24 protein-coding genes are annotated in these 24,542 nt (G+C 61.7%); 4 read left to right on the forward strand and 20 right to left on the reverse strand.

Features of this window, described 5'->3' with window-relative positions; genetic code table 11:
• Positions 1-189 precede the first annotated feature (189 nt).
• The 17 genes from IE093_RS10130 to IE093_RS10210 all read right to left on the reverse strand — a co-directional run bounded on the left by IE093_RS10130 (position 190) and on the right by IE093_RS10210 (position 17,973).
• Positions 190-798 carry a HupE/UreJ family protein gene (locus IE093_RS10130; RefSeq protein WP_229803461.1) on the reverse strand — a complete coding sequence of 203 codons (609 nt, stop codon included), beginning with the start codon at positions 796-798 and terminating at the stop codon, positions 190-192.
• A gap of 33 nt (positions 799-831) precedes the next feature.
• Positions 832-1,467 (reverse strand): urease accessory protein UreG, encoded by a 636-nt coding sequence (ureG, locus tag IE093_RS10135; RefSeq protein ID WP_189468997.1) that lies wholly within the window; start codon positions 1,465-1,467, stop codon positions 832-834.
• Positions 1,468-2,189: 722 nt separating this feature from the next.
• Complete coding sequence (locus IE093_RS10140; protein WP_229803485.1) at positions 2,190-2,885, reverse strand: urease accessory protein UreF; 696 nt, start codon at positions 2,883-2,885, stop codon at positions 2,190-2,192.
• Positions 2,875-3,396 carry an urease accessory protein UreE gene (ureE, locus tag IE093_RS10145; protein WP_189468767.1) on the reverse strand — a complete coding sequence of 174 codons (522 nt, stop codon included), beginning with the start codon at positions 3,394-3,396 and terminating at the stop codon, positions 2,875-2,877. Before ureE ends, IE093_RS10140 begins: the two co-directional genes overlap by 11 nt.
• A gap of 187 nt (positions 3,397-3,583) precedes the next feature.
• Positions 3,584-5,299: an urease subunit alpha gene (ureC, locus tag IE093_RS10150; protein WP_189468769.1), complete on the reverse strand. Its 1,716-nt coding sequence runs from the start codon at positions 5,297-5,299 to the stop codon at positions 3,584-3,586.
• Complete coding sequence (locus tag IE093_RS10155) at positions 5,296-5,646, reverse strand: urease subunit beta (RefSeq protein WP_189468771.1); 351 nt, start codon at positions 5,644-5,646, stop codon at positions 5,296-5,298. The genes ureC and IE093_RS10155 overlap by 4 nt, the downstream gene beginning before the upstream one ends.
• Positions 5,647-5,656: 10 nt before the next feature.
• Positions 5,657-5,959: an urease subunit gamma gene (ureA, locus tag IE093_RS10160; RefSeq protein ID WP_189468773.1), complete on the reverse strand. Its 303-nt coding sequence runs from the start codon at positions 5,957-5,959 to the stop codon at positions 5,657-5,659.
• 232 nt (positions 5,960-6,191) lie between these two features.
• Positions 6,192-7,091: an urease accessory protein UreD gene (locus tag IE093_RS10165; protein WP_189468775.1), complete on the reverse strand. Its 900-nt coding sequence runs from the start codon at positions 7,089-7,091 to the stop codon at positions 6,192-6,194.
• A complete protein-coding gene (urtE, locus tag IE093_RS10170) occupies positions 7,088-7,786 on the reverse strand; it encodes an urea ABC transporter ATP-binding subunit UrtE (protein ID WP_189468777.1) in 699 nt (232 codons plus the stop codon). The genes IE093_RS10165 and urtE overlap by 4 nt, the downstream gene beginning before the upstream one ends.
• The gene (urtD, locus tag IE093_RS10175) at positions 7,786-8,619 is read right to left on the reverse strand and encodes an urea ABC transporter ATP-binding protein UrtD (protein WP_189468779.1); all 834 of its coding nucleotides are present in this window, start codon (positions 8,617-8,619) and stop codon (positions 7,786-7,788) included. Before urtD ends, urtE begins: the two co-directional genes overlap by 1 nt.
• Positions 8,616-9,761, reverse strand: coding sequence for an urea ABC transporter permease subunit UrtC (urtC, locus tag IE093_RS10180; protein WP_189468780.1), 1,146 nt, complete (start codon positions 9,759-9,761; stop codon positions 8,616-8,618). Before urtC ends, urtD begins: the two co-directional genes overlap by 4 nt.
• A 3-nt stretch (positions 9,762-9,764) precedes the next feature.
• Complete coding sequence (gene urtB, locus IE093_RS10185) at positions 9,765-11,366, reverse strand: urea ABC transporter permease subunit UrtB (RefSeq protein WP_189468782.1); 1,602 nt, start codon at positions 11,364-11,366, stop codon at positions 9,765-9,767.
• A 79-nt stretch (positions 11,367-11,445) separates the two neighbouring features.
• A complete protein-coding gene (gene urtA / locus IE093_RS10190) occupies positions 11,446-12,687 on the reverse strand; it encodes an urea ABC transporter substrate-binding protein (RefSeq protein WP_229803487.1) in 1,242 nt (413 codons plus the stop codon).
• A 376-nt stretch (positions 12,688-13,063) separates the two neighbouring features.
• Positions 13,064-14,869, reverse strand: coding sequence for an acyl-CoA dehydrogenase C-terminal domain-containing protein (locus tag IE093_RS10195; protein WP_189468787.1), 1,806 nt, complete (start codon positions 14,867-14,869; stop codon positions 13,064-13,066).
• Positions 14,870-15,008: 139 nt separating this feature from the next.
• The gene (locus IE093_RS10200) at positions 15,009-16,535 is read right to left on the reverse strand and encodes a tripartite tricarboxylate transporter permease (RefSeq protein WP_189468789.1); all 1,527 of its coding nucleotides are present in this window, start codon (positions 16,533-16,535) and stop codon (positions 15,009-15,011) included.
• Positions 16,535-16,987 carry a tripartite tricarboxylate transporter TctB family protein gene (locus IE093_RS10205; RefSeq protein ID WP_189468791.1) on the reverse strand — a complete coding sequence of 151 codons (453 nt, stop codon included), beginning with the start codon at positions 16,985-16,987 and terminating at the stop codon, positions 16,535-16,537. Before IE093_RS10205 ends, IE093_RS10200 begins: the two co-directional genes overlap by 1 nt.
• Positions 16,987-17,973 (reverse strand): Bug family tripartite tricarboxylate transporter substrate binding protein, encoded by a 987-nt coding sequence (locus IE093_RS10210; RefSeq protein ID WP_189468793.1) that lies wholly within the window; start codon positions 17,971-17,973, stop codon positions 16,987-16,989. The genes IE093_RS10205 and IE093_RS10210 overlap by 1 nt, the downstream gene beginning before the upstream one ends.
• A 194-nt stretch (positions 17,974-18,167) precedes the next feature.
• Between IE093_RS10210 and IE093_RS10215 the strand changes: the two genes are divergently transcribed.
• The 4 genes from IE093_RS10215 to IE093_RS10230 are packed head-to-tail and all read left to right on the forward strand — an operon-like array spanning position 18,168 to position 21,890.
• Complete coding sequence (locus tag IE093_RS10215) at positions 18,168-18,782, forward strand: helix-turn-helix domain-containing protein (protein WP_189468795.1); 615 nt, start codon at positions 18,168-18,170, stop codon at positions 18,780-18,782.
• A complete protein-coding gene (locus IE093_RS10220) occupies positions 18,779-19,441 on the forward strand; it encodes a response regulator transcription factor (RefSeq protein ID WP_189468797.1) in 663 nt (220 codons plus the stop codon). Before IE093_RS10215 ends, IE093_RS10220 begins: the two co-directional genes overlap by 4 nt.
• Positions 19,438-20,811, forward strand: a complete 1,374-nt coding sequence (locus tag IE093_RS10225) for a sensor histidine kinase (RefSeq protein WP_229803463.1) — start codon at positions 19,438-19,440, stop codon at positions 20,809-20,811. Before IE093_RS10220 ends, IE093_RS10225 begins: the two co-directional genes overlap by 4 nt.
• Positions 20,808-21,890: an ABC transporter substrate-binding protein gene (locus IE093_RS10230; RefSeq protein WP_189468800.1), complete on the forward strand. Its 1,083-nt coding sequence runs from the start codon at positions 20,808-20,810 to the stop codon at positions 21,888-21,890. Before IE093_RS10225 ends, IE093_RS10230 begins: the two co-directional genes overlap by 4 nt.
• A gap of 31 nt (positions 21,891-21,921) precedes the next feature.
• Here IE093_RS10230 and IE093_RS10235 read toward each other — a convergent pair whose 3' ends face one another.
• From IE093_RS10235 to IE093_RS10245, 3 genes are all read right to left on the reverse strand, one after another.
• Positions 21,922-22,353, reverse strand: a complete 432-nt coding sequence (locus tag IE093_RS10235; protein ID WP_229803465.1) for a septal ring lytic transglycosylase RlpA family protein — start codon at positions 22,351-22,353, stop codon at positions 21,922-21,924.
• Between the two features lie 20 nt (positions 22,354-22,373).
• A complete protein-coding gene (cobA, locus tag IE093_RS10240; protein ID WP_189468802.1) occupies positions 22,374-23,255 on the reverse strand; it encodes a uroporphyrinogen-III C-methyltransferase in 882 nt (293 codons plus the stop codon).
• A gap of 170 nt (positions 23,256-23,425) precedes the next feature.
• Entirely contained in the window at positions 23,426-24,541 is a 1,116-nt protein-coding gene (locus IE093_RS10245) for an ATP-binding protein (RefSeq protein WP_229803466.1), read from the reverse strand.
• Between the last annotated feature and the right edge of the window lies 1 nt (position 24,542).

Here is a 24,542-nt window from a genome sequence, read left to right on the forward strand (position 1 = left end):
ATCAATCACAGGCCGACCCGGTCAAGGGAGGTGGTCACAATTGACCACAGACAAGAGGGGGGAGTCACTTCAATCAGGACAACCAGCCAGTGATAGCTGGCGAAACCGACAGCGAGGGTCGCCACCAGTAGTGAGCAATGCCAGGGGCACCCTCCCCTGGCATTGCGTCGTAGTGTGCGCTTTTACGCATCAACCCACGGCGAAGACTCCGCCGGCGACAGCGATCATCGCTCCCAGCATACGCAGGATGCGGTTCTCCTTGGCCATCAGTGCATCGCCTAGCGCACGCCCGACATAGGTGATGGCCAGGGTCGCCAGGGTAAAGCCCGCCAGATAGGCCAGCATCGAGGCGCCAGGGGGTAGCTCGCTACCGTGGGCATGGCCATGGAACAGCATAAAGGCCACGATGAGAGCACCGCCCAGGGCGGCAGGCAGCTTGACCAGGGCGGTGATCAGCACACCGGCCAGCAATACCGATAACGCTATGCCGGTCTCGACACCCGGCATGGCCAATCCCCCCCAGGCAAGGCCGGCGCCGAGTAGCATGCCACCGGCGGCCAACCAGGGCGCTCCGCGGCGCATCGGCGTCGACTGGCGTATGCTCCAGATGCCGATGGCCGCCATGGCCAACAAGTGATCCAGCCCCAACAACGGGTGCGCCAGACCGGAAGCGAAGCCACTTTCATGCTCGTGACCGGGATGGGCAAACGCCATTCCGGCCATCATCAGCAATAGAGGAACGGCACACAGGGCCATTCGGGTCGCACGGGTAGGATGAGGGGTCACAGATGCGCTCATGGCATTCTCCTTTCGATATTTCGAATCCAAAACTCAACTGACGATTTGCTCTCTCGACCGACGCTCCGGCAGCATGCCGCGGTCGAGAATGAAGCGGATGATTTCCTCGAGACCAACGCCATCGTAGAGATTGGTGAACACGAAGGGGCGCTCGCCGCGCATTTTCTTCGAATCGCGCTCCATTACCTCGAGCGAAGCGTGGACCTGCTCGGCGATGTCGATCTTGTTGATGATCAACAGATCCGACTTGGTGATGCCCGGGCCGCCCTTACGGGGGATCTTGTCACCGGCGGAGACATCGATCACGTAAAGCGTCAGGTCGGAGAGTTCCGGGCTGAAGGTCGCCGAGAGGTTGTCACCGCCGGATTCCACCAGCACCAGTTCGAGATTAGGGTGACGCGCCTGGAGGTCGTCGATGGCGGCCAGGTTCATCGAGGCGTCCTCGCGGATAGCGGTATGTGGGCAGCCCCCTGTTTCGACACCAAGAATACGGTCTGCTGGCAGGGCCTCATGCTTGAGCAGGAAGTCGGCATCCTCGCGGGTATAGATATCGTTGGTGACCACAGCGATATCGTAATGATCGCGCAGCGCCAGGCAGAGTTGTTTAAGAAGCGCCGTCTTGCCGGAGCCCACCGGGCCACCGACGCCTACGCGCAGGCAGTGTTTCATCATCGATCTCCTTCATGTCTTCGTTATTCCCGGAACGCCTTTTGCCAGCGAATCATCGTGACTGAAGCCGCTCCAGGATTGGCCATGTGTCAAAATCCGGGCTTTGTGGCCCCTTCCTTCGCGACCACGGTCGCTCCTACGAAAACCCGCATGGTTGCCTTTTGCCATCCTGGCGGGCAATGGCACCTCAGCACATGTAGGAGCCGCCGTGGCGGCGATCCGGCCGTCAGGCCGGCTTAGTGGCCCCTTCCTTCGCGACCACGGTCGCTCCTACGAAACCCCGCATGGTTGCCTTTTGCCATCCTGGCGGGCAATGGCACCTCAGCATATGTAGGAGCCGCCGTGGCGGCGATCCGGCCGTCAGGCCGGCTTAGTGGCCCCTTCCTTCGCGACCACGGTCGCTCCTACGAAACCCCGCATGGTTGCCTTCCGGCATCATCACGGACATGGGGCACCTCTGTTCGTGTAGGAGCCACCGTGGCGACGATCCGGCCGTCAGGCCGGCTTAGTGGCCCCTTCCTTCGCGACCACGGTCGCTCCTACGAAAACCCGCATGGTTGCCTTTCGCCATCCTGGCGGACAATGCACCTCAGCACATGTAGGAGCCGCCGTGGCGGCGAGCCGGCCGTCAGGCCGGCTTAGAGACAAGCTCCCCTTGCAGGATGATCATCCCATTTTCGATAACGGCAATGGCTATCAGGCATCACCCGTCGACCGGATATTCAACTCCGAAACAACCGTGAATATTGGGTTTCGTGCAACGCACTGGCCAGTGCCAGGCCGGGCAACACCGGGCCGAGCTCTTCGTCCTTCAGCGACAACGCCATATCCACCGCTTCCACCAAGGCTGGGCGCAGCCGTTCCACCAGCCGCTGTGCGGCAGTATGACCAAGCGGCAATGCCTTGCAGGCCACCGCCAACTGGTTCTCGAGCCAGGACCAGGCAAAGCCGAGCAATGTCTGGCGAACCGGCACGCCGCGCACATGCGCCGCCCAGGCGAAGACCGTGACGTAACCCGCGTCGCGGGGCATCATCGATGCCTCCGGCAGCAGTTGCAGGCTGCCCAGCAGCCGCGTCAAAGAAGCCCCCAGTCGCATGTCCTCGGCAGCCAGTTCCGCGGTTTCGCGGTTGGCATGCAGCCAGTCATCCCAGTATCCGACAGTCTCGTCGTCAGCCGCTGCCCAGGCGCCTTGCAAACGGATCAAGACCGGAAGCTCGCAACGTGCCAGACCATCGTCGAGCACCCCGGTCAACCACTCACCCAGGCTCTCTTCGTCCTTCACCCAGCCCAGCTCGAAGGCACTTTCCAAGCCTTGGGACCAGGCGAAGGCACCGATCGGCAATGCCGGGCTGACCAACTGCATCAACCCAAGCAGTGCCAGATCATCGTTCATATCGGAGCCTGGCTTAGTGGACATGGCCATGGACATTCTCATGACGATGCGAGTGATCATGATCGTGATCATGGCTATGGCCATGGGAGTGACCAGCCTGGGAATAAGCCCCCGGCTCCGGGTCGAAAGGCGCCTGATGATGCTCTATCCGCGCTCCCAGCCGCTCGGCCAACTCTTCCAGCACATGGTCCGGCGGGAAGCGCACCCAACCCAAGCGGTCGTCGCCACCGATCGCCAGCGTCACGTGACGGTTGCCCAGGTGGTAGCAGAGCCTGGCCAATGGCAAACCAGGCTCTATCCACGCGGTCGCCACCGGTTCGTCAGCAGCTTTCACTCGCACGATCTCTCCACTCTCGGCACGCAATAGCTCGCCATCGTGCAACACGTGGCCGCGTTCGAGAAACAGCCCCAACTCGCGCCCACTGTCACTGACCGCCTTGAGCCGACCGCGAACACGCAGCTCATAAGGCAAGGTCAGGATATCGTCCGGTGACGCATCGGCGGCGGCATCCAGACGTTCGATCAGTTTCAGCATAAGAATTCCTCAAGATCGTCGCTGCGCGACTTGAAGCTGGAAGAGCGGCGCTACGCGCCTGGAAGAAGGAAGGTTGAAGAACGTCGCTCCGCGACTGAAGAAAGAAGAAATGAGAATTTTTCGTCTCTTCCCTCTTCCCTCTTCCCTCTTCAAGCTTATGGCTTACAGCTCGCGTCCGCAGGACGCACTAGAACAAATGATACCGCTGCGCCAGCGGCAGCTCCGTCGCCGGCTCGCAGGTCAGCAGCTCGCCGTCGGCGTGCACCTCGTAGGTCTGCGGGTCGACGGTCAACTGCGGGCAGGCATCGTTGAGTTTCATGTCGGACTTGCGCACGCCACGCACGTTCTTGCACGCCACCAGCTCGCTGTGCAGGCCAAGGCGCTCCTTGATGCCCGCCGCAAGCGCCGCCTGGCTGACGAAGCTCAGACGGGTCTGGCTCGCGGCACGCCCCAGGGCACCGAACATGTAGCGATAGTGCACCGGCTGCGGCGTGGGGATCGAGGCGTTGGGATCGCCCATCGGTGCCGCGGCAATCATGCCGCCCTTGAGGATCAGGGCCGGCTTGACACCGAAGAAGGCCGGGTCCCAAAGCACCAGGTCGGCCAGCTTGCCGACTTCCACCGAGCCCACCTCGTGCGCGATGCCGTGGGTGATCGCGGGGTTGATGGTGTATTTGGCGATATAGCGCTTGGCACGGAAGTTGTCGGCGCCGAGCGATTCGTCCTCAGGCAGCAAGCCGCGCTGCACCTTCATCTTGTGCGCGGTCTGCCAGGTACGGCACACCACCTCGCCGACTCGCCCCATGGCCTGGGAATCGGAGGCGATCATCGAGATCACCCCCATGTCATGGAGGATATCCTCGGCGGCGATGGTTTCGCGGCGTATGCGCGAGTCGGCGAAGGCCACATCCTCGGGAATGTTGGGGTCGAGGTGGTGGCATACCATCAGCATGTCGAGGTGCTCGTCGATGGTGTTGACCGTGTAGGGCCGGGTTGGGTTGGTCGACGACGGCAGCACGTAATCCTTGGAACAGGCGGTGATAATGTCCGGCGCGTGCCCGCCCCCGGCGCCCTCGGTATGGTAAGTATGGATACCGCGTTCCTTGAACGCCGCCAGGGTGTCCTCGACGAAGCCCGATTCGTTCAAGGTGTCGGTGTGGATGGCGATCTGCACGTCATATTTCTCGGCCACACTCAGGCAGTTGTCGATCGCCGCCGGCGTGGTGCCCCAATCCTCGTGCAGCTTGAGCCCCATGGCACCGGCTTCGAGTTGCGCTTCCAGGGCTTCCGGCAGGCTGGCATTGCCTTTGCCGAGCAAGCCAATGTTCATCGGCAAGTCGTCGACCGCCTGCAGCATCTTGCCGATATGCCAGGCCCCTGGGGTACAGGTGGTGGCATTCGAGCCGGTGGCCGGCCCCGTGCCACCGCCGAGCATGGTGGTGATACCGCTCATCAACGCCTCTTCCACCAACTGCGGGCAGATGAAGTGGATATGGGCGTCCAAGGCACCCGCGGTGAGGATCTTGCCTTCGCCAGCGATAATCTCTGTCCCCGGGCCAATGACGATATCCACGCCGGGCTGGGTATCCGGGTTACCGGCCTTGCCAATGGCGGCGATGCGTCCAGCCTGGATGCCCACATCAGCCTTGACGATGCCCCACCAGTCGAGAATCAGGGCATTGGTGATCACGGTGTCCATTACCGTATCGTCGAGGCGCTGGCTTTGTCCCATGCCATCGCGGATCACCTTGCCACCGCCGAACTTGACCTCATCACCATAGACGGTGGAATCGCGCTCGACCTCGATCCACAGTTCGGTGTCGCCCAGGCGCACACGGTCGCCTACCGTGGGGCCGTACATGTCGGCATAGGCCTGACGGCCGATCTTGTTGGGAGAGGTCATGACTTCCCTCCTGTCCCTGGCGCGGCACCGGGCGCCTTGGAGTGTAGGCTGCCCATCACTTCACCGCGGAAGCCGTAGATACGCCGTTCGCCGGCATAGGGGATCAGCGTTACCTCGCGCTTCTGGCCGGGCTCGAAGCGGATCGCCGTGCCGGCGGCCACGTCGAGACGATAACCACGCGCCTTGGCGCGATCGAAATCGAGCGCTGGATTGGTCTCGGCGAAGTGGTAGTGCGAACCGACCTGGATCGGGCGGTCGCCGGTATTGGCGACCTCGACGGTGATCCGTTCGCGCCCCGCGCAGAGCTCGATCTCACCATCCTTCAACTGGTATTCACCGGGAATCATGGTGCGCTCCTCACACTATAGGGTTGTGGACGGTGACCAGTTTCGTTCCGTCAGGAAAGGTGGCCTCCACCTGCACCTCATCGACCATCTCGGCCACGCCTTCCATCACGTCATCGCGCGTGAGGATCTCGCGCCCGGCGCTCATCAGTTCGGCGACACTCTTGCCATCGCGAGCGCCTTCCATGATCTCGGCACTGATCAAGGCCACCGCCTCGGGATAGTTGAGCTTGAGGCCGCGAGCCTTGCGGCGCTCGGCAAGCAGCGCCGCGGTGAACAGCAACAGCTTGTCCTTGTCTCTGGGGGTCAGTTCCATGGGCGTCGTCTCCTTAACCGTATTATTGAAATTCCAATATCCAGCCTATACACACCTAAGCTGGAAGAGCGGCGCTACGCGCCTGGAAGAAGGAAGATTGAAGAAGAAAGACGTCGCTTCGCGACTTGAAGACGGAAGGCTGAAGTACGGCTCTGCGCGCCTGAAAGAAATAAGAATGTTTCATCTCTTTCCCTCTTTTATCTTCCCTCTTCCTTCTTCTTTCTTCCCCTCTTCAAGTCAACCAAATCCTCGGCACACACGCTTGCCGCCCGGTCAGCAGTGGCCGCAGCACTTCCCAGGCGTGCTGGCACAGATCCCAGGCCTGATTGCGTTCCTGGCCGAGGTAGCGCAGGAGCAACACGCCGTGACGTTGGGTCACCGCCCAGTACGGCGCGGCGGGCAGCGCCTCACGCAGCGCCGCGACGGCCTGATCATCTTCCAGTCCCACGGCCCATAGTGTGGCCTGTACCGTGGCTCCGCCCTGCCCCCAGCGCCCCTGAAAACGCGGGTGCTGAGGATCGAGCGGTTGACGTTCCAACCATAGCGGGCGGCCATTGCGGGTCAGGCAAAAGCGCTGCTCGACACGGCCGGAGGCGAACGGCAAGCGACTGGCCGGACGCCCCAACGCCATGATTTCCCAGCCCAGACAACGCGCGCTGCCAGCCAGATCGATGGTGGTTCTCTGCTCACCCCGCGAGCCGTCGAAACACAATGTCTCTTGGGGCAGCCATTCAAGGATGCCACCGTCATCCACCCTCAACCGGGTGTGCTGCGCCCAAGCCACGCCATGGCTGTCGGCCTTATAGAGCTTGGCTGCCGCCGGCGTGGTCAACAGCGCATGCGCGCCATTGCCGACCGTGGCCTCGATGCTCAGTTCATCGCCACTGACCAGGCCACCTGGCGGATGCAGCAGGTAGACATGGCAGGCGTCCGCTTGCCCCTCTGGATAGAAAGGACGCTGCACGCGTAGCGGTCCCTGATGACGCGCCCTGGTCAAGCGGGTGACAAGGGGACCGCTCTCCTGTCGCGCCTCGAACGCCAATGCCAGCGAGGCCGCCCAGCGGCGCTTTTCGTCGAAGCGATGACCGGAGTCCATGCTCGCGGTCGCATCCAAGGATTCGAAAGCCGTCATACCGTCAGGTGCTGCTTGATCAGGTCATCGGACAGCTCGCCGATGGAGCCTTTGGCTACCCCTCGGCCACGATCCATGATCACGAAGCGGTCGGCGTATTTGCGGGCGAAAGGCAATTTCTGTTCCACCAACAGCACCGTAAGGCCGTCCTCGCGGATCAGCTTGCGGATCACTTCGCCGATCTGGGTAACGATATTGGGCTGGATGCCCTCGCCCGGCTCATCGAGGATCAGCAGCCGCGGCTCGATCACCAGTGCCCGACCAATGGCGAGCTGCTGTTGCTGGCCACCGGAAAGGTCACCACCACGGCGGTGACGCATCTCCTCCAGTACCGGAAACAGCTCGAAGATACGCTTGGGGATGGTACGCTTGCCGTCGGCGCGTGCCGCCAGGCCGGTACGCAGGTTTTCCTCCACTGTCAGCAGTGGGAAGATCTGCCGGCCTTGCGGCACATAGCCGATCCCCAGACGTGAGCGGTCCTCGATACGGCGCTTGGTCAGCTCCACATCGTCGGCGAACAGAATGCTGCCATTGGAAACCGATACCTCACCCATCACGCACTTGAGCAGCGTGGTCTTGCCCACGCCGTTGCGTCCCATCACGCAGGTGCACTCGCCCCTGGGCACCTCTAGGTCGAGATCCCACAGGGTATGGCTCTCGCCGTAATACTGATTGAGTTTGTCGACCTTGAGCATCAGACGGCCTCCTCGCTTTCGCCCAGGTAGACCTCAATCACCCGCGGGTCACCCTGCACCTGATCCATGCTGCCCTCGGCGAGAACGCTACCCTGATGCAACACGGTGACCTTGCGCGCGATCGAGCGCACGAAGCCCATGTCATGCTCGACGACGACCACCGATTGCTTGCCGGCGAGCCCGGTGAGCAGTTCGGCGGTACGTTCCATCTCCTGCTCGGTCATGCCAGCCACCGGTTCGTCGACCAGTAACAGGCGCGGACGCTGCATGAGTAACATGCCGATCTCCAGCCATTGTTTCTGACCGTGGGACAGGATCCCCGCCAATTGCCGACGCTGCGCAACGAGCCCGGTCATCTCCAGCACCTCGTCAATGCGATCGCGCATCGCTCCATTCATGCGTGCCGTCAACGTCGGCAAAACTCGCTTGTCGGCGCTCATCGCCAGTTCCAGGTTCTCGAACACGGTCAGGGCCTCGAAGACCGTGGGCTTCTGGAACTTGCGTCCGATCCCGAGTCGGGCGATCTCCGGTTCATTCATGGTCAACAGATCATGGCGGCTGCCGAACCAGACCTTGCCGGTATCGGGGCGAGTCTTGCCGGTGATGATGTCCATCATGGTGGTCTTGCCCGCTCCATTGGGACCGATGATGCAACGCAACTCGCCGTCGTCGATGGTCAGGTTGAGATTGTCGATGGCCTTGAAGCCATCGAAACTGACGGTGACGTCTTCCATGTAGAGGATCGGGCCATGGCGGACATCCACCGGCGAGTCGGCCGGCGCCAGGAAATCGAATACCCGGTCGCGGTTGGCCAGTTCCTTGAGGATATTCATGCGGTCGCCTCCTCGCGAGAGAGGTTGCCATCTCCGGGATGCCGGTCATGAAAGTCGGGGCGCTTGAAACGCCAGGCCAGCAACCCAGCGATTCCCTTGGGCAGCAGTACCGTGACCAGCACGAACAGGCCACCGAGAGCGAACAGCCAGGCATCGGGCATCACGCCGGTGAAGACCGTCTTGGCATAATTCACCAGTATGGCCCCGATCACCGCGCCATACAGCGTTGCGCGACCACCCAGCGCCACCCACACCACGATCTCGATGGAGAACAGCGGCGAGAACTCGCTGGGATTGATGATCCCGACCTGAGGCACGTAGAGCGCACCTGCCACTCCTGCCAGCATCGCCGACACCACGAACACGAAAAGTTGCACGCGCTCGACCCGGTAACCGAGGAAACGGGTACGCGCTTCGGCATCGCGCGAAGCGACGCAGACCCGACCCAATTTGCTGCCGACGATTGCCCGACAAAGTACATAGCCCAGTGCCAAGGCAACGCCCGAGGCGATGAACAGCCCCAACCGAGTGGCATCGCTTCTCAGGTCGAAGCCCAGCAGTTCCTTGAAATCGGTGAGACCGTTGTTACCGCCGAAGCCCATTTCGTTGCGAAAGAAGGCCAGCATCAGAGCAAAGGTCAGCGCCTGGGTGATGATCGACAGATACACCCCCGTGACCCGCGAACGGAACGCCAGGAAGCCGAACACCAGTGCCAGGGCACCAGGTGCCAGCAGCACCATCAGAAAGGCGAACCAGGCCATGTCGAAGCCTTGCCAGTACCAGGGCAGGCTATCCCAGTTGAGAAACACCATGAAGTCCGGCAGCACCGGGTCGCCATACACGCCGCGATCGCCGATCTGGCGCATGAGGTACATACCCATGGCATAGCCACCCAGGGCGAAGAAGGCACCATGCCCCAGGCTGAGAATACCGAGATAGCCCCACACCAGGTCGACGGCCACCGCCAGTAAGGCATAGCTCAGGTACTTGCCCAGCAGCGTCACGGTGTAGGTCGAGACGTGCAGGGGATGACCTGCCGGCAACGCCAGGTTGAGCACCGTCACCACCGCCAGGGCCGCTATCAGGATGCCGATAAAGAGTTGCGTCGGGCGCTCCTGGAAAGGTTGTCCAAGCCAATGCATGGTTTATCCCTCCGCCGCTCGGCCCTTCTGCGGAAAGAGACCGCGTGGGCGTTTCTGGATGAACAGGATGATGAACACGAGCACCATGATCTTGGCCAGCACGGCACCGGCCCAAGGCTCGAGGATCTGGTTGATGATGCCTAGCGACATGCCGGCTACGAGCGTACCCCACAGGTTGCCCACGCCGCCGAAGACCACCACCATGAAGGAGTCGATGATATAGCTTTGCCCCAGGTTGGGCCCGACGTTGGTGAGCTGTGCCAGCGCCACGCCAGCCAGTCCCGCCACGCCGGACCCCAAGGCGAACGTCAGGATATCGACGCGAGTGGCTCGAATGCCCATGGAACGCGCCATGGCACGGTTCTGGGTCACGGCACGCACCTCCAGCCCCAGCCGCGTGCGGCGCATCACCAGCATCAGGCCAATGAACACCACCAGCGCGAAGCCCAGCACGTAGAGCCGATTCAAGGTCAACGACAACGCCTCGTTGATCATCACGGAGCCGCTCATCCACTCAGGGGTGACCACGGTGCGGTTCAAAGGTGAAACCAACGTGCGCACCAACTGCTGCAGGATCAGGCTGACACCGAAGGTGGCCAGCAGCGTCTCCAGGGGGCGACCCTTGAGATGCTGGATGACGCTGCGCTCGATGGCGATGCCAGCCAGCGCTGCGACCAGGAAACCGACGGGGATCGACAGGATCACCGCCAGACCGGGCTGACCCGGCAACACCTGCTGCATCGCCCAACTGCTGTAAGCCCCCAGCATGATCAACTCGCCATGCGCCATGTTGATCACGCCCATCACACCGAAGGTGATCGCCAGGCCGATGGCGGCCAGCACCAGCACCGAGCCCAACGACAAACCGAAGTACAGGGTTTCCAGCCCGCGATTCAGCTTGAGTTTCTGTTCGATACTGGCCAATGCTTGCTGCGCGGCATCTGCCAGCTTGGCGTCGTCACTCCTGGTCGCTTGGTTGAGTGCTGCACGAACCTTGCTGTCGAGACTGCCAGCCAGCGCATCGACGGCAGTGGCATCGCCTTGCTCCAGACGATGGATGGCCAAGGCATGGCTCAGGTAGCGGCGAACTTCGGCATTCTGTTCTTCCTCGAGTACCTCGGCCAGCGGAGCGGCGAGTTCATCGTCGACCTCACCGACCAGGCGTGCGGCGGCTTCCCGTCGCGCGTCGAGGTCATCGACTCGCAGGTCGAGGACTGCCAGGGTGCTCTGCAATTGCCCGCGAAGGGCGTTGTTGATGCCGATACGATCAAGGTCGCGACGCGACATCTCGCCGAGACTCTCGCCAGTGAGTGCATCCTCGACCGGCCAGTTGCGTCCCCGATTCTCGAGCACCACGACGAATCGACCGCTGTCCTTGTTACGTTGCAGCTTGCCGTCGAGTAGTGTCTCGAGCCAGTAGCGGGTGCGCTCGTCGCCACTGGCAGCAAGGGCTTCGATGGCCTGTCCCTTGGCGGCATAGGAGGAAGTATCCAGTGCCTCCAACAGGGCCTGGCCAGAATCCTCGTCCTGGGCATGCGTCACCAGCGGGAAACAAGCCAACAGGCACAGGACCAGCGCTCGACAGAGGAATTCGGAAATCCTCATGATTCTATCCTATGGGTGATCGTTGAGTGGCGTGCCGGAATCACCGGATCGACAGGCGCCGATCCGGTGAGTGGCAACATCATTCCGTCGCGGCGCCACCGCCACAACTGCCCTCGACGACGTTGTAGTTGCCGCACTCCAAGGGCTTGCGCCAGTCGCTGATCAGGTCACGCGAACCATCCAGGTAGTCGGACCATGCATCGCCGGCCACGGTGGACGCTGTCTCCCAGACGACGGAGAACTGGCCGTTGTCCTGGATCTCGCCGATCAGCACCGGTTTGGTGATATGGTGGTTGGGCATCATCGCGGCATAGCCACCGGAAAGATTGGGCACGCTGACCCCGATGATCGCATCCTTCACCGTATCGACGTCGGTGGTGCCAGCCTTGCGCACCGCCTCGGCCCACATGTTGAAACCGATGTAATGGGCTTCCATCGGATCGTTGGTGACGGCTTCCTCATCGCCGGTGTACTCGATCCAGGCGTCAATGAAGTCGTAGTTGGCGTCGGTGTCGACGCTCATGAAGTAGTTCCAGGCCGCCAGGTGACCGACCAGCGGTCCGGTGTCGATGCCTGAAAGCTCCTGCTCGCCCACCGAGAACGCCACCACGGGGATGTCGGCGGCATCGATACCCTGGTTGCCCAGCTCACGATAGAACGGCACGTTGGCATCGCCATTGATGGTCGAGACCACCGCGGTCTTCTTGCCTTCGCTGCCGAAGCGCTTGATCTCGGCGACGATGTTCTGCCAGTCGGAGTGACCGAAGGGAGTGTAGTTGATCATGATGTCTTCATCGGCGACACCATGCCCCTTGAGGTAAGCCTCGAGAATCTTGTTGGTAGTGCGCGGGTAGACATAATCGGTGCCCGCCAGCACCCAGCGCTCCACCCCCACCTCGTTCATCAGGTAGTCGACCGCCGGAATCGCTTGCTGATTGGGGGCAGCACCGGTGTAGAAGACGTTTTCCGAGGATTCCTCGCCTTCATACTGCACGGGATAGAACAGTAGGCCGTTGAGTTCCTCGACCACCGGCAGCACCGACTTGCGCGATACCGATGTCCAGTTGCCGAAGATCACGTCGACCTTCTCCTGCGCCAGCAGTTCACGCGCCTTCTCGGCAAACAGCGGCCAATCCGAGGCCGGATCGACCACCACCGGCTCGAGCTGACGACCCAACAGACCACCTTGCTCGTTCTGCTGCTCGATCAGCATCAGCATGGTGTCCTTTAGGGTCGATTCACTGATCGCCATGGTGCCGGACAGTGAGTGCAGGATGCCCACCTTGATGGGATTTTCCTGGGCCAGTACGGGAGCGCTCATGCCAAGGGAAGCGAGCGCGGCAGCCGCCAGCCAACGGAGGGAAAGCGTCGAATTGTTCACATGAATCTCCTTGCGAGTACTTGTTATCACGTCAGTTCCAGCGAGGGATGACATCGGGATGGATGCCGTCTCCCTACCTCTCGCAAGGGATGTGCCAATTCGGTGACCGCCACAACTAGTTTATTTAAATCATATAGTTACAAGAGAACTTTTCGGCTTCTCCTACTCATGATGGCACCAAATCGGTGCAACCAGTGCCTCATATCGCCCCATGATGAGTCATTGAACAAGACCGGCGCACAGTCATGGTGCGCTTGTATACAAAGACGCCGACACAGGACCGGCGTCACGAAGCATCGCGATCGAATGGGATCCCTCATCCTTGCGGATAAAAGGCTTGCTCATCGAGCATCATCAACGGCTCGGCACCGGCCTGGATCTGGCGCTCCAACGCCTCGACGCGTGGCAACATACGTGTCAGGAAGTGCTTTCCTACCGCCAGTTTGGCGTGATAGAAGCCATCGCCGGCCGGGCCAGCGGTCTGCAAGCCCTGCTGCGCGGCGCGCGCCATCTTCCACCACATCCAGGCATAGGCCACGTGACCAAGCAGATTAAGATAATCGACCGCAGCCGCGCCCAACTCCTCCGGGCGCCTCTGTGCCCGCTCGAGCAATCGAGCGGAAACCCTCTCGAGGCGTGCCAGCTCCTTTTGGCAAGCCTGATGGAACGAGTCGATCTCGGCAGGTACCTCCCCGCCCAGATCGGCACGCATGGCCCGTGCAAAGCGACTGAGATAAGCCCCACGGTTCCTGAATAGCTTGCGTCCCACCAGATCCATGGCCTGAATGCCGTTGGTACCTTCATAGATCATGGCGATACGAGCATCGCGCACGAATTGCTCGGCGCCCCACTCCACACAGTAGCCGCTGCCGCCATAGATCTGCTGAGCTTCCACCGTGGCATCGAACCCCCGATCGGTGAGAAAGGCCTTGGCCACCGGTGTCAGCAGTGCCACCAGTTCCTCGGCAACAGTGCGAGCCTCGGCATGGGGGTGATACTTGGCACGATCGAGTTGGCTGGCGACAAAAGCCGCAAAGGCACGGCCGCCCTCGTTCCAGGCACGTACGTTGAGCGCCATGCGCCGCACGTCGGGATGCACCAAAATGGGGTCGGCTGGCTTGTCGGGAGCCACTGCGCCGCCGGGGGCTCGGCTCTGCAGACGTTCACGGGCAAAGTCCATGGCACTCTGATAGGCCACCTCACCCAACCCCAGCCCCTGGATTCCAATCGACAGACGTTCATAGTTCATCATGGTGAACATGGTTGTCAGGCCGTGATGGGGCTCGCCGATCAACATGCCCTGCGCACCGTCGAAATTCATGACGCAGGTAGCACTGCCCTTGATGCCCATCTTGTGCTCCAGCCCGCCGCAGCTCAGCGCATTGCGTTCACCGAGTATGCCATCGGCTGCAACCTTGACCTTGGGCACCAGGAACAGCGAGATGCCACGACTGCCCTCGGGCGCATCGGGGAGTTTGGCCAACACCAGGTGCACGATGTTCTCGGCCATGTCGTGCTCGCCACCGGTGATCCAGATCTTGGTGCCGGTGATGCGATAAGTGCCATCGTTGGCGGGGACGGCGCGCGTCTTGATCAACCCCAGGTCGGTACCGCAATGTGGCTCGGTCAGGCACATGGTGCCGAGCCACTGCCCGGCATACATCTTCGGTAGATACAGACGCTTGATGTCTTCGCTGGCATGCTGGTCGAGCAACAGCGCCGCCCCGGTGTTCAGTGCCGGATACAGCGCGAAGCTGGCATTGGCGGCGTAGAGCATTTCCTCGAAGGCTACGGTCAACATCTTGGGCATGCCCTGGCCGCCATATGCCGGATTACCGCCCAATCCCCACCAACCGCCTTCGGCCAAGGTATCGAAGGCAGCCTTGAAGCCCTGTGGCGTGGTCACCTCGCCTTTCTCGAAGCGGCATCCTTCGGCATCGCCACTCTGGTTGAGTGGGAACAACTCCGCCTTCACGACGCGCGCGCCTTCTTCGAGAATGGCCTCGACCAGGTCCATTCCCAATTCCTGAGTGGCCGGCATGGCCGACCACTCTTGAGGGGCCTGGAACACCTCGTCGAGGATGAAGCGCATATCGCGCAAAGGGGCTTGGTAACTGGCCATCGGCACTCTCCCTAAAATTCAAACGATCGATTGAATTTTAGTTCAGTGCGCCAAGGCTGTCATGCCGCCACCCACATAAAAACAAGGGCGCCGACTCTGTCGGCACCCTTGCTTGCGGCACATCGTGGTACTGACAGGCTCAATCGCCCTCGGGACCGCCCGTGCTGGCGGCGACTTGCATACGGCGGCGCAACAGCGGGCCAAGGATATAAGGCAGGATCAGCCCCAGACCGGCGAAGACCCAGAGGCCGATGGCCAGGCCGCTGTCCCAGAGTACCGTCCAGTCGCCATCGGAGATATCCAAGGCATGGCGCAGGTTCTTCTCCATTTCCGGCCCCAGCAGCAAGCCGAGAATGATCGGCACCAATGGAATCTCCAGCTTGCGCAGCACAAAGCCAGCCATGCCGAAGGCCACCATGAAATACAGATCGAAGGTGGTATTGCTGATCGAATAGATCCCCACGAAAGCGACCATGGTCACGATCGGCAACAGGTACATCGGCGGTACAGAGAGCAGCTTGACGAAGATGCCCACCAGCGGGATGTTTAGCACCAGCAACAGGAAGTTGCCGATCAACAGCGCGGCGATCACCCCCCACACGATGTCGGCGTTCTGGGTGAACATCAGCGGCCCGGGCGTGATGTTCAATGAGATCAGCAGCGCCAACAGCACGGCGGTGGTGCCACTGCCCGGCACGCCGAGCGTCAGCATCGGCACCAGCGCGCCGCTGGAGGCGCCATTGTTGCCAGCCTCGGGAGCGGCGACCCCACGTGGATCCCCTTCGCCGAATGAGCCCTTACTCCCCAGCACCCGCTTTTCCAAGGTATAGCTGATAAAACTGCCCAGGGAGGCCCCTGCTCCAGGCAACACCCCGGCGATAAAGCCCAGGACACCACCGCGGATGCTCGTAGGCATGATGTCGCGGATGTCCTTCCACGATAGCTTCAGTTTGTTGACGACCATCTTTGCCTTGCCGCCGCCGGCACGCTCCTCGATGAAGAACAGCAGCTCGGAGATGGCGAACAGCCCGACGATGGCGATGATGAAGTCGACCCCTTCGTAGAGTTCGAGCACGCCGAAGGTGTAGCGCTGCACCCCGGTGTTGTCGATACCCACGGTGGCGATCATCAAGCCGATGGCGGCGGCGACCACCGTCTTCATGGGATTCTTGCCGGTGATCCCCCCCAGGGTGGCAAACGCCAGCATGAACAGGGCGAAATACTCTGCCGGCCCGAATGTCAGGGCGAAATCGGCCAGTATCGGCGCCAGCAAGATCAGGCCCACAGTGGCGATCAGGCTACCCATGAAGGATGCCACGGCGGAAATCGCCAAGGCTTCGGCGGCCTTGCCCTTCTGGGCCATGGGATAACCGTCCAGACAGGTCATCATGGCCGGCTCGTCACCGGGGATATTGAGCAGGATCGATGAGATGCGCCCACCATACATGGCACCGGCATAGACCGCCGTCAGCATGATCATGGCGGTCTCCGGGCGCAGCCCCAGGGTAAACGCCAGTGGGATGAGAATCGCCACACCGTTGGCCGGCCCGAGCCCCGGCAAGGCACCGATCAGCGTTCCCAGAAAAGCGCCCAACAGGGCAAACATCAGGTTATGAGGCGCCAGCGCGACACCGAACCCGTCGATCAGAAAGCCAAGGGTTTCCATCAGCTCACCTCCAGGAACGAAAGCAGGCCCAACGGCAGCGACAGGTCGAGCGCGAAGTTGAACACCAGGAACACCACCACACCAGCCACCCCTCCGGTGACATAGGCCTTCACTGGCCGTGCGCCCATGCGCCAACACAGGGTACCCACAGCCAGTAATGTGCTGATGATGAAGCCCAGCGGTTGCAGCAACATGGCGTACAGCACCAGCACCACCAGAGCGATGATCAACTCCACGCCGGTACGGCTCCACGGCCAGGCGTTATCCGGGTCGGGGCGTACGATCAGATAGAGACTGGAAAGTCCCAGCACTACGGCCAACAGCAGGGGAAAGGTTTCCGGACCGACGGCTTCCGAGCCACCGAACGGTTCCGGGAACTGAGTGGCGCCCCAGCCGTACGCGACGGCCAGGACGATCATCAGGACCCCAAAGATGCGGTCGTTATAGGTCATTACTGAATCAACCCGATGTCTTTGGACAGATCTTCGATGGACCGGATCTGCGATTTGACGAAGTTCTCGAACTGGTCAGCGCTCATGTGGAACGGCATCAGGCCATTCTGGGTCATGACGTTCTGCCACTCCTCGCTTTCGTAGATGGTGTCCATGGCATCGATCCAGTACTGCTTGGCATCGTCGGAAACGTCCGCCGGCATGTAGAAACCACGCCAGTTGGGACCAATCGCATCGATACCCTGCTCACGAGCGGTGGGAATATCGGAGAACTCCCCCGGCAGGCGTTCTTCGGAAAGCACGGCCAATACCCGCAAGTCACCGGATTCCATGAACCCTTGCGCCTCGGAGATGTCGCCGGTGAAGGCATCGACATGACCGCCGACTACCTGGGTCATGGCCTCACCACCGTTGTTGTACGACAGGTAAGGGATACGCGGCAGATTCTCGACGCCCGACGCCTGCGCAGCGATCAGAACCTTGAGATGGTCCCAGCCACCCTTGGCACTGCCACCGGCGAACTTGACGCTGCGCGGATCGTCCTTCAGGGCATTCATCAGCGACGGCAGATCCTGATACTCGGAATCCTTCGATACGGCGATGACCCCGTAATCGGCGCCCAGCGCCCCGACCCAGTTGACCATGTCGGCATCCATGCCCTGGAACTGCCCCTGGGCCAGACGCGTGGTGGTAGCGGTGGACGCCGCCACCAGCAATTGCTCATCGCCAGCCCGCTTGCTCACGGTATGGGCATAGGCGACACCGCCACCTGCACCCGCCATGTTGATGGTCTGCACACTGCGCGGTACCAGATCGAGGTCTTCCATCACCTTGCCCACGCTACGGCAAGTGAAGTCCCAGCCGCCGCCCGGATCGGCGGGTGCCAGACACTCCACCTTGCCCTGAGGTTCGAAAGCCATCGCCATGCTGGAAGTGAGTGTCAGCGTCGCGGCGGCAAACAGTTTGAGTGGCGCTCTCATCGACATTGTTGTTTTCCCCTTTCGTCCCGGATTGGACTTGATGAATGAAATTGGTGCTTGTCGGAACCCTGACACTTACCTTACAATTCTGTAAGGCAGAACGTCGTTCCTTAGGATGGAAGGCTAGGCACCTTGTCAGGGGCCGTCAACGACTGTTTCCGCCATTGCGACTAAAGTTGAATCCATTGAGGGAAGCGCCTATGGCACAGGACCGCGTCGAAGCCGTGGAGCGAGCGCTGACCGTGCTCGAAGCGTTCGATTCCCCCCGCGAACACTTCACACTGGCCGAATTGGCACTTACCACCGGTTTCTACAAAAGCACGCTGTTGCGCTTGCTGGGTTCGCTCGAGCGTTACGACTACGTGCAACGTGGAGATGACGGACGTTACCGCCTGGGGCACACGCCGGTTCGCCTGGCGCGCCGTCACCTTCCCAGCCGCCAACTGGCCGCCTGGGTGCAGCCGGTGCTGGACAATCTCGCTGCACGCAGCGGCGAGACGGCCGCTCTGCTGGAGGTCACCTTGGGTCATGCCGAATGCCGCCTGGTGACGCTGCCCGACAGCAGTCTCCGGCACGACATGCATCCCGGTATGCGTTGGCCGATCGTCGATGACGACGACCCCTCGCTGGAGCTTCCGGGCGGCTTTATGCTATGCAAATCGTTGGATGCCTGTATGGGCGGCCTATCGTCGTGGCTGACCCTGTCCGGTCCCAACGGACGCGTGACTCGGGAAAGTGCCCAGCGTCACCTGAACGATGCCGTTGCCGAACTGCAACGTCGGCCGATCGACACTCCGGAGCGAGGCACGCCATGAAGCTCTTGCTGGTCGAAGACGACACTCTGCTCGCCGAGACGCTCAACGATGCCCTTCGCCTCGAGGGAAACGAGGTCACCTGGTGGGACGATGGCGCGCTCGCCCGGCAACGTCTCGCCGCTCCCGGGCATGGTTACGACTTGATACTGCTGGATCTCAACCTGCCAGGCTGCAACGGCCTGGAAGTGCTCGCCGCATTGCGCCACCACGATAGCGAGACACCGGTGCTGATCCTCACCGCCCGCGGCGCCATCGAAGACCGCGTACGCGGGCTCGACCTCGGCGCCGACGATTACCTCGCCAAACCCTTTGCCCTCGATGAACTGGAAGCTCGCGTGCGTGCCCTGCTGCGCCGCCAGGCACGAGGCCAAGGCCTGCAGGTTGGCGCGCTGTCATTCGATGCCATGACCCAACGCTTCAGTCTGGATGGCGAGCCTCTCAATCTGCCGCCCCGCGAGCAGCGCCTGTTGAATTGCCTGATGCGGCATATCGGTGAACCGGTTGACAAGGCTCGCCTCGTCGAAGAAGCCTTTGCGGGCGAGGCCATGGGCGACAATGCCATCGAGGTGTACATCCACCGCCTACGCCGCCGACTCAAGGGCAGCCAGGTGGAAGTGCGCACCGTGCGTGGCCTGGGGTATCTGTTGGAGGCATCGTGAAACCTCCCGGCAGCCTTTACCGACGCTTGCTGGCGTGGTTGTTGCTGCCACTGATGGCACTCGGCACCCTGATGCTGGTACAAGCCTATCTGGATGCCCGACGGACTGCCGACCGGGCGTTCGATCGCCTGCTGGAAGCGGCCACGCTGTCGATCGCGGAGCAGGTCCAGTGGCAAAACGAGCGGTTGTGGCTCGACCTGCCACCGGCGGCACTGGAGATGCTCGCTACCGGCGCCGAGGAGCGGGTGTTCTATGCCGTGTATGACGGGGATGGCCAGTTCATCACCGGCAATGCGCGTCTCCCCGGCGACCCTCGCGGCGACACCGATAGCGGCGACACCTTGCACTATCGCGATATCGAATGGCGCGGTCTGTCGCTGCGTCAAGGGATCCGACGTACCCGCCTGGAAGACTGGAGCCTGCGTGAACGTTTCGAAGTCAGGGTTGGGCATACCCGAGAAGGGCGTCAGGCTCTGACGCTTGCGCTGTTGCGCGGCAACCTTGCTTACATCGCTGTCATGGCGGGGGTGGCGATTATCGTACTGCTTCTGGCAATACGTTCCGCGTTGGCCCCTCTGACTCGGTTGCGCCGCGCCATTCGCGCTCGCGACCCACGCACTCTGGCACCGCTGGAATTGCCATTGCCGCGCGAGCTCGCCGAGCTCCGGGAAACGCTCAATGAACTGCTGGCCCGCATGCGCCGCGTGCGCGCCAACCAAGAGCGCTTCATCGGTGACGCCTCTCACCAATTGCGCACTCCCCTGGCGGGGCTCTCCGCGCGCGCCGAGCTGGCACTGCGCCAGGACGACCCCCAAGCGTGGCGCGATGCCTTGCAGGCCATGCAAGCCACCAGTACCAGCACCGCCCGACTGGCGGTGCAACTGCTCTCGCTGACACGGCTCAATAACCCCGAGGCAACGCCCGAGCTGCGTCACCTGGACCTGAACGTGGTGGCGCGCATGGCGGTACGCAACGCCTGGAGCACCTGCCACCGTGACGGCATCGACCTGGGTATGGAAGCCCCCGAGGCACCGGTAATGGTCAATGGTGTCGACTGGCAACTCGAAGAGGCACTGGGCAACCTGATCGACAACTCGCGACGCTACGGCGCCACGCGCATCACGGTGCGCACCTTGCCGGATCCGCCGACCCTGGAAGTCGAGGACAATGGCCCGGGAGTTCCAGCGGACAAACGGCTGCTGGTGCTGCGACCCTTCTACCGAGGACGCGACGGAGGCGAAGGATCGGGGCTCGGGTTGGCCATCGTGGATGGCATCGCTCGTACCCACGGGGCTCGCCTGGCCCTGAACGAGGGACAGGACCGGCAAGGCCTGAGGGTCACTTTACGCTTTCCGGGAGACTGCCGATGATCAAAAAGGCAATCCTGACATTGGTGTTGGTCTTGCTGGGTCCGCCAGCCCTGGCCACGGAGTCGCTGCATTTTTCCGCCGAGGTCCGCGACGACCCAACGCGTTCGCTGATCATCCATGGCGCCCTCGACCTGCCGTATGTCCAGCCGCTGCTGGAGGACTTCCATCGCCGCTATCCGAACATCGAGTTGCACTATCGCAATTTCTCCACGCTCGAGCTGCATCAACGCTTTCTGGACGAAGACCAGGAGCGTGCCGATGTACTGATTTCCTCGGCCATGCCATGGCAGTATCGCCTGGCCAACGATGGCTATGCCCAAGCCCTGGAAACGCCGGCGGCCTCGGCCTGGCCGTCGTGGGCCCGCTGGCGCCATGAGCTGTTCGGTTTCACGTTCGAACCCATCGTCATCGTCTATCGACGCGAACTGGAAGAAAGATTCGGAGCGGTGAACAGTCATGCCGACCTGCTGAACCTGCTGGAGCGCCGGCACGAGGCGCTTCGAGGCCGTGTGGTGACCTACGACCCGGCACGTAGCGGCGCGGGCTACACCTATGCCATCGAAGAAGTCCGCCTGTCGCCCCGTTACTGGGATCTCGTCGCCGCCTTGGGTAGCGCGAACGCGGCACTGGTCGACACCACCGGGGAAATGCTCGATGGACTCGCGGAGGGACGTTACTGGCTGGGTTACAACCTGCTCGGCAGTTATGCCAAGGACTTCGTCGACGCGCATCCCCAACTGAAAATGGTGATCCCGAGCGACTACGCGCTGGTCACCCAGCGCCTGGCATTCATTCCCCGCGAGGCACCGCACCCCGAATCGGCGCGACTTTTTCTCGATTATCTGCTCAGCGAGACCGGACAAGGAGTAATCAGTGAGAAGACATCGCTCGGTGCGGTGCACCCATCACTGGAAGGTCCCGGCACGGCTGGTGAGCTACGCACCCGTCTCGGCGACGCCTTGCGTCCGATCCGCCTGGGACCGGGGCTGTTGGCCACCCTTGACGACCTCAAGCGCGAAGCGTTGCTCAGCCGTTGGCAACGGGAGTTCCAGCGTTGGTCCAACATCCCCGGCCGATGATCCCGGCTCGGCACCACCGCGTCGGCCGGCTTTACCGCACGGGCGTGACACGCACCCTTGCCGTACCGCTACTTTCCATGCCGAGTTCCCGAGCGGCACGCCGCGACAGGTCGATGATGCGCCCGCGCACATAAGGGCCCCGGTCGTTGATGCGAACCACGGTCTGGCGACCGTTATCGAGGTGGGTCACCCGGACACGGGTACCGAACGGTAAACTGCGGTGAGCCGCGGTCAGCTCCTGCTGATCGAAGCGCTCACCACTGGCCGTTGGACGGCCGTGGTAGCGGTCGGCATAGTAGGAAGCCAGACCTTCCTCGACCCGTCCTTCGGCTACCCCTGCGGTTCCCGACTGGCGAGCGTCGCGACTGGCGCATCCCGCCAGCAGCACCACCACCAAAAATACGACCAGGGGGTTTGCCCATCCCCGAACCGAGACAAAGCGTTCTCGATCGATAACCATCATCCATGATCTCCCTGTGCCAGTCAGGCACTGCGACTTTCGGACCGGGGTGTCGGATGCTTGCCCTCGTGCCAACCTTGGCTCGACGCTCGACGCCCATCGAACCAAGCCAGCCGGGACTGCAATGATACCACCTCTCCCACGATGATCAGGGTCGGCGGCTTGATGTCGCCATGAGCCAGGCTCGGCGGCAATTCGGCCAGGGTACCGACATGCACCCGCTGGCGAGCGGTGGTGCCCTGTTCGACCAGCGCCAACGGCGTCTGACCGGACAGACCATGAGCCTGCAAGCGCTCGCAAATGATCGCCAGGCTGCCCAGCCCCATGTAGAAGACCAGCGTCTGACCTGGACGCGCCAAGGTCGGCCAATCGAGCTCGCAACTGCCATCCTTGAGATGACCGGTAACGAAGCGCACCGACTGTGCGTGATCGCGGTGCGTCAACGGCACCCCGGCATAGGCGGCACAGCCGGAAGCCGCAGTGATGCCGGGAATCACTTCGAAGTCGACACCGGCGGCAGCCAGCGCTTCAAGTTCCTCGCCGCCACGGCCGAAGATGAAGGGGTCGCCGCCTTTGAGTCTCACCACCCGTTTGCCTTCGCGCGCCCACTCCACCAGAGCCCGATTGATACCATCCTGGGGCACGCTGTGTTGCGAGCGCGCCTTGCCGACATAACAACGCTTCGCCTTGGGGTTGGCCAATGCCAGCACCTCCGCGCTGACCAGCCTATCATGCAGGATCACTTCCGCTACCTGCAGGCGTTTCAGAGCCTTTAGGGTCAACAGTTCCGGATCTCCGGGACCGGCGCCGATCAGCGTCACCTGACCACGAGGAAAGTCACGTAGCGCGGCCAGGTGAGCATGATTGCCAACGGCATCGGCTTGAGAAGGATCGGCGGTTGTCATGGCGCCATTTATACCTGTTAGGCCTATAGAGGAAGATTTTATATAGCCAACGATAATGGTTTTACAGAGGACTGGCCAGTAACCTCTGCTTGGAAGTTTATAACGCTCCGCAGCGGGCGTCAGACACGCGTCATTCCCGTCTGATCTGGCCAAGTCGGAGCGAACAATGGTTAACACGCCCTGGAAGGCAGTTCCGCCGCCGGTGCCTGACGTACCGGCAGGTGCACGGTGAACGTCGTTCCAACGCCGGGTTCGCTTTGCACATCGATACGGCCGTTATGGCGTTCGATAATGCTGTACGACACAGAGAGGCCGAGACCGGTGCCTTTGCCCACGGGCTTGGTGGTAAAAAACGGATCGAACACCTTGGCACAGGTCTCTGCCGCCATACCGGAGCCGGTATCGGTGACCGCTATCGCGACCCGGTCGCCGTCGCTACTCGTTCTGATAGTGATCTTCCCGTAATCCGGGATCGCCTGGGCGGCGTTGACCAACAGATTCATCACGACCTGATTCAACTGTGACGGCAGACACTCGACCGGAGGCAAGTCGCCGTACTCCAGTATCACCTGGGCCTTGTGCTTGACTTCGTTGCGTACCACATTGAGTGTGCTGTCGATGCCCTGATGCACATCCACGATTTCCCACCCCATCTCGCCTGGGCGCGAGAAGTCACGCAGAGCCTGTACGATATCCCGTACCCGTTGGGTGCCCTCCATCGATTCGTCAAGCAGCGAGAGGATGTCTTCACGCGCAAAGGCGATGTCCGCTTCCTTCTTGACCTCATCGAGCCTGGCGAACAGTTCCGAGTTGGCATGCAACAACGCCTCGCCCATCTCGTAGGTTTCGATAAGCTTTAGCAGTGCCGTGACATAATCGCTGAGGGTACCCAGATTGGAGTTGATGAAGCCAATGGGATTGTTGATCTCATGGGCGACACCGGCAGCAAGCTGGCCGATGGATGCCAGCTTTTCCGACTGCAGCAACTGGACATGAGCCTCCTCGAGCTTGAGCAACAGTTGCCGCTGCGCCTCCTTCTCCCTCTCCAGCCGGTCCATGGCGTTTTGCAACGCGCGCGTCATCTTCTCGTTTTCACGCAACGCTGCTTCCAGGTCTCGCGTCCGATTGCGCACCTGTCCCTCCAGCACGATAGTGCTCTGAAACAGGCCGAAGGTGGACCCCTGGTTGCTCATGTCCCGTTCCGCTCGATCCATCAGCGACCGGACGATCTTATTGAGGCGGACGATCTCCGCACGCAACGCCTCTTCGTTACCATCAGCGTTCATG

Source organism: Litchfieldella qijiaojingensis, assembly GCF_014651875.1.
GTDB classification, from domain to species: Bacteria; Pseudomonadota; Gammaproteobacteria; order Pseudomonadales; family Halomonadaceae; genus Litchfieldella; species Litchfieldella qijiaojingensis.

What these genes read in the sequence shown, in the direction of transcription:
- urtC (WP_189468780.1), bottom strand. Translation starts at nt 9,761, where the DNA reads ATGCATTGGCTTGGACAACCTTTCCAGGAGCGCCCGACGCAACTCTTT.
- ureC (WP_189468769.1), bottom strand. Translation starts at nt 5,299, where the DNA reads ATGACCTCTCCCAACAAGATCGGCCGTCAGGCCTATGCCGACATGTAC.
- IE093_RS10245 (WP_229803466.1), bottom strand. Translation starts at nt 24,541, where the DNA reads ATGAACGCTGATGGTAACGAAGAGGCGTTGCGTGCGGAGATCGTCCGC.
- urtB (WP_189468782.1), bottom strand. Translation starts at nt 11,366, where the DNA reads ATGAGGATTTCCGAATTCCTCTGTCGAGCGCTGGTCCTGTGCCTGTTG.
- cobA (WP_189468802.1), bottom strand. Translation starts at nt 23,255, where the DNA reads ATGACAACCGCCGATCCTTCTCAAGCCGATGCCGTTGGCAATCATGCT.
- IE093_RS10210 (WP_189468793.1), bottom strand. Translation starts at nt 17,973, where the DNA reads ATGTCGATGAGAGCGCCACTCAAACTGTTTGCCGCCGCGACGCTGACA.
- IE093_RS10220 (WP_189468797.1), top strand. Translation starts at nt 18,779, where the DNA reads ATGAAGCTCTTGCTGGTCGAAGACGACACTCTGCTCGCCGAGACGCTC.
- IE093_RS10200 (WP_189468789.1), bottom strand. Translation starts at nt 16,535, where the DNA reads ATGGAAACCCTTGGCTTTCTGATCGACGGGTTCGGTGTCGCGCTGGCG.
- urtE (WP_189468777.1), bottom strand. Translation starts at nt 7,786, where the DNA reads ATGCTCAAGGTCGACAAACTCAATCAGTATTACGGCGAGAGCCATACC.
- IE093_RS10140 (WP_229803485.1), bottom strand. Translation starts at nt 2,885, where the DNA reads ATGTCCACTAAGCCAGGCTCCGATATGAACGATGATCTGGCACTGCTT.
- IE093_RS10165 (WP_189468775.1), bottom strand. Translation starts at nt 7,091, where the DNA reads ATGACGGCTTTCGAATCCTTGGATGCGACCGCGAGCATGGACTCCGGT.
- IE093_RS10235 (WP_229803465.1), bottom strand. Translation starts at nt 22,353, where the DNA reads ATGATGGTTATCGATCGAGAACGCTTTGTCTCGGTTCGGGGATGGGCA.
- urtD (WP_189468779.1), bottom strand. Translation starts at nt 8,619, where the DNA reads ATGAATATCCTCAAGGAACTGGCCAACCGCGACCGGGTATTCGATTTC.
- IE093_RS10215 (WP_189468795.1), top strand. Translation starts at nt 18,168, where the DNA reads ATGGCACAGGACCGCGTCGAAGCCGTGGAGCGAGCGCTGACCGTGCTC.
- ureA (WP_189468773.1), bottom strand. Translation starts at nt 5,959, where the DNA reads ATGGAACTGACCCCCAGAGACAAGGACAAGCTGTTGCTGTTCACCGCG.
- IE093_RS10155 (WP_189468771.1), bottom strand. Translation starts at nt 5,646, where the DNA reads ATGATTCCCGGTGAATACCAGTTGAAGGATGGTGAGATCGAGCTCTGC.
- urtA (WP_229803487.1), bottom strand. Translation starts at nt 12,687, where the DNA reads ATGAGCGCTCCCGTACTGGCCCAGGAAAATCCCATCAAGGTGGGCATC.
- ureG (WP_189468997.1), bottom strand. Translation starts at nt 1,467, where the DNA reads ATGAAACACTGCCTGCGCGTAGGCGTCGGTGGCCCGGTGGGCTCCGGC.
- IE093_RS10130 (WP_229803461.1), bottom strand. Translation starts at nt 798, where the DNA reads ATGAGCGCATCTGTGACCCCTCATCCTACCCGTGCGACCCGAATGGCC.
- IE093_RS10205 (WP_189468791.1), bottom strand. Translation starts at nt 16,987, where the DNA reads ATGACCTATAACGACCGCATCTTTGGGGTCCTGATGATCGTCCTGGCC.
- IE093_RS10230 (WP_189468800.1), top strand. Translation starts at nt 20,808, where the DNA reads ATGATCAAAAAGGCAATCCTGACATTGGTGTTGGTCTTGCTGGGTCCG.
- ureE (WP_189468767.1), bottom strand. Translation starts at nt 3,396, where the DNA reads ATGCTGAAACTGATCGAACGTCTGGATGCCGCCGCCGATGCGTCACCG.
- IE093_RS10195 (WP_189468787.1), bottom strand. Translation starts at nt 14,869, where the DNA reads ATGGCCAGTTACCAAGCCCCTTTGCGCGATATGCGCTTCATCCTCGAC.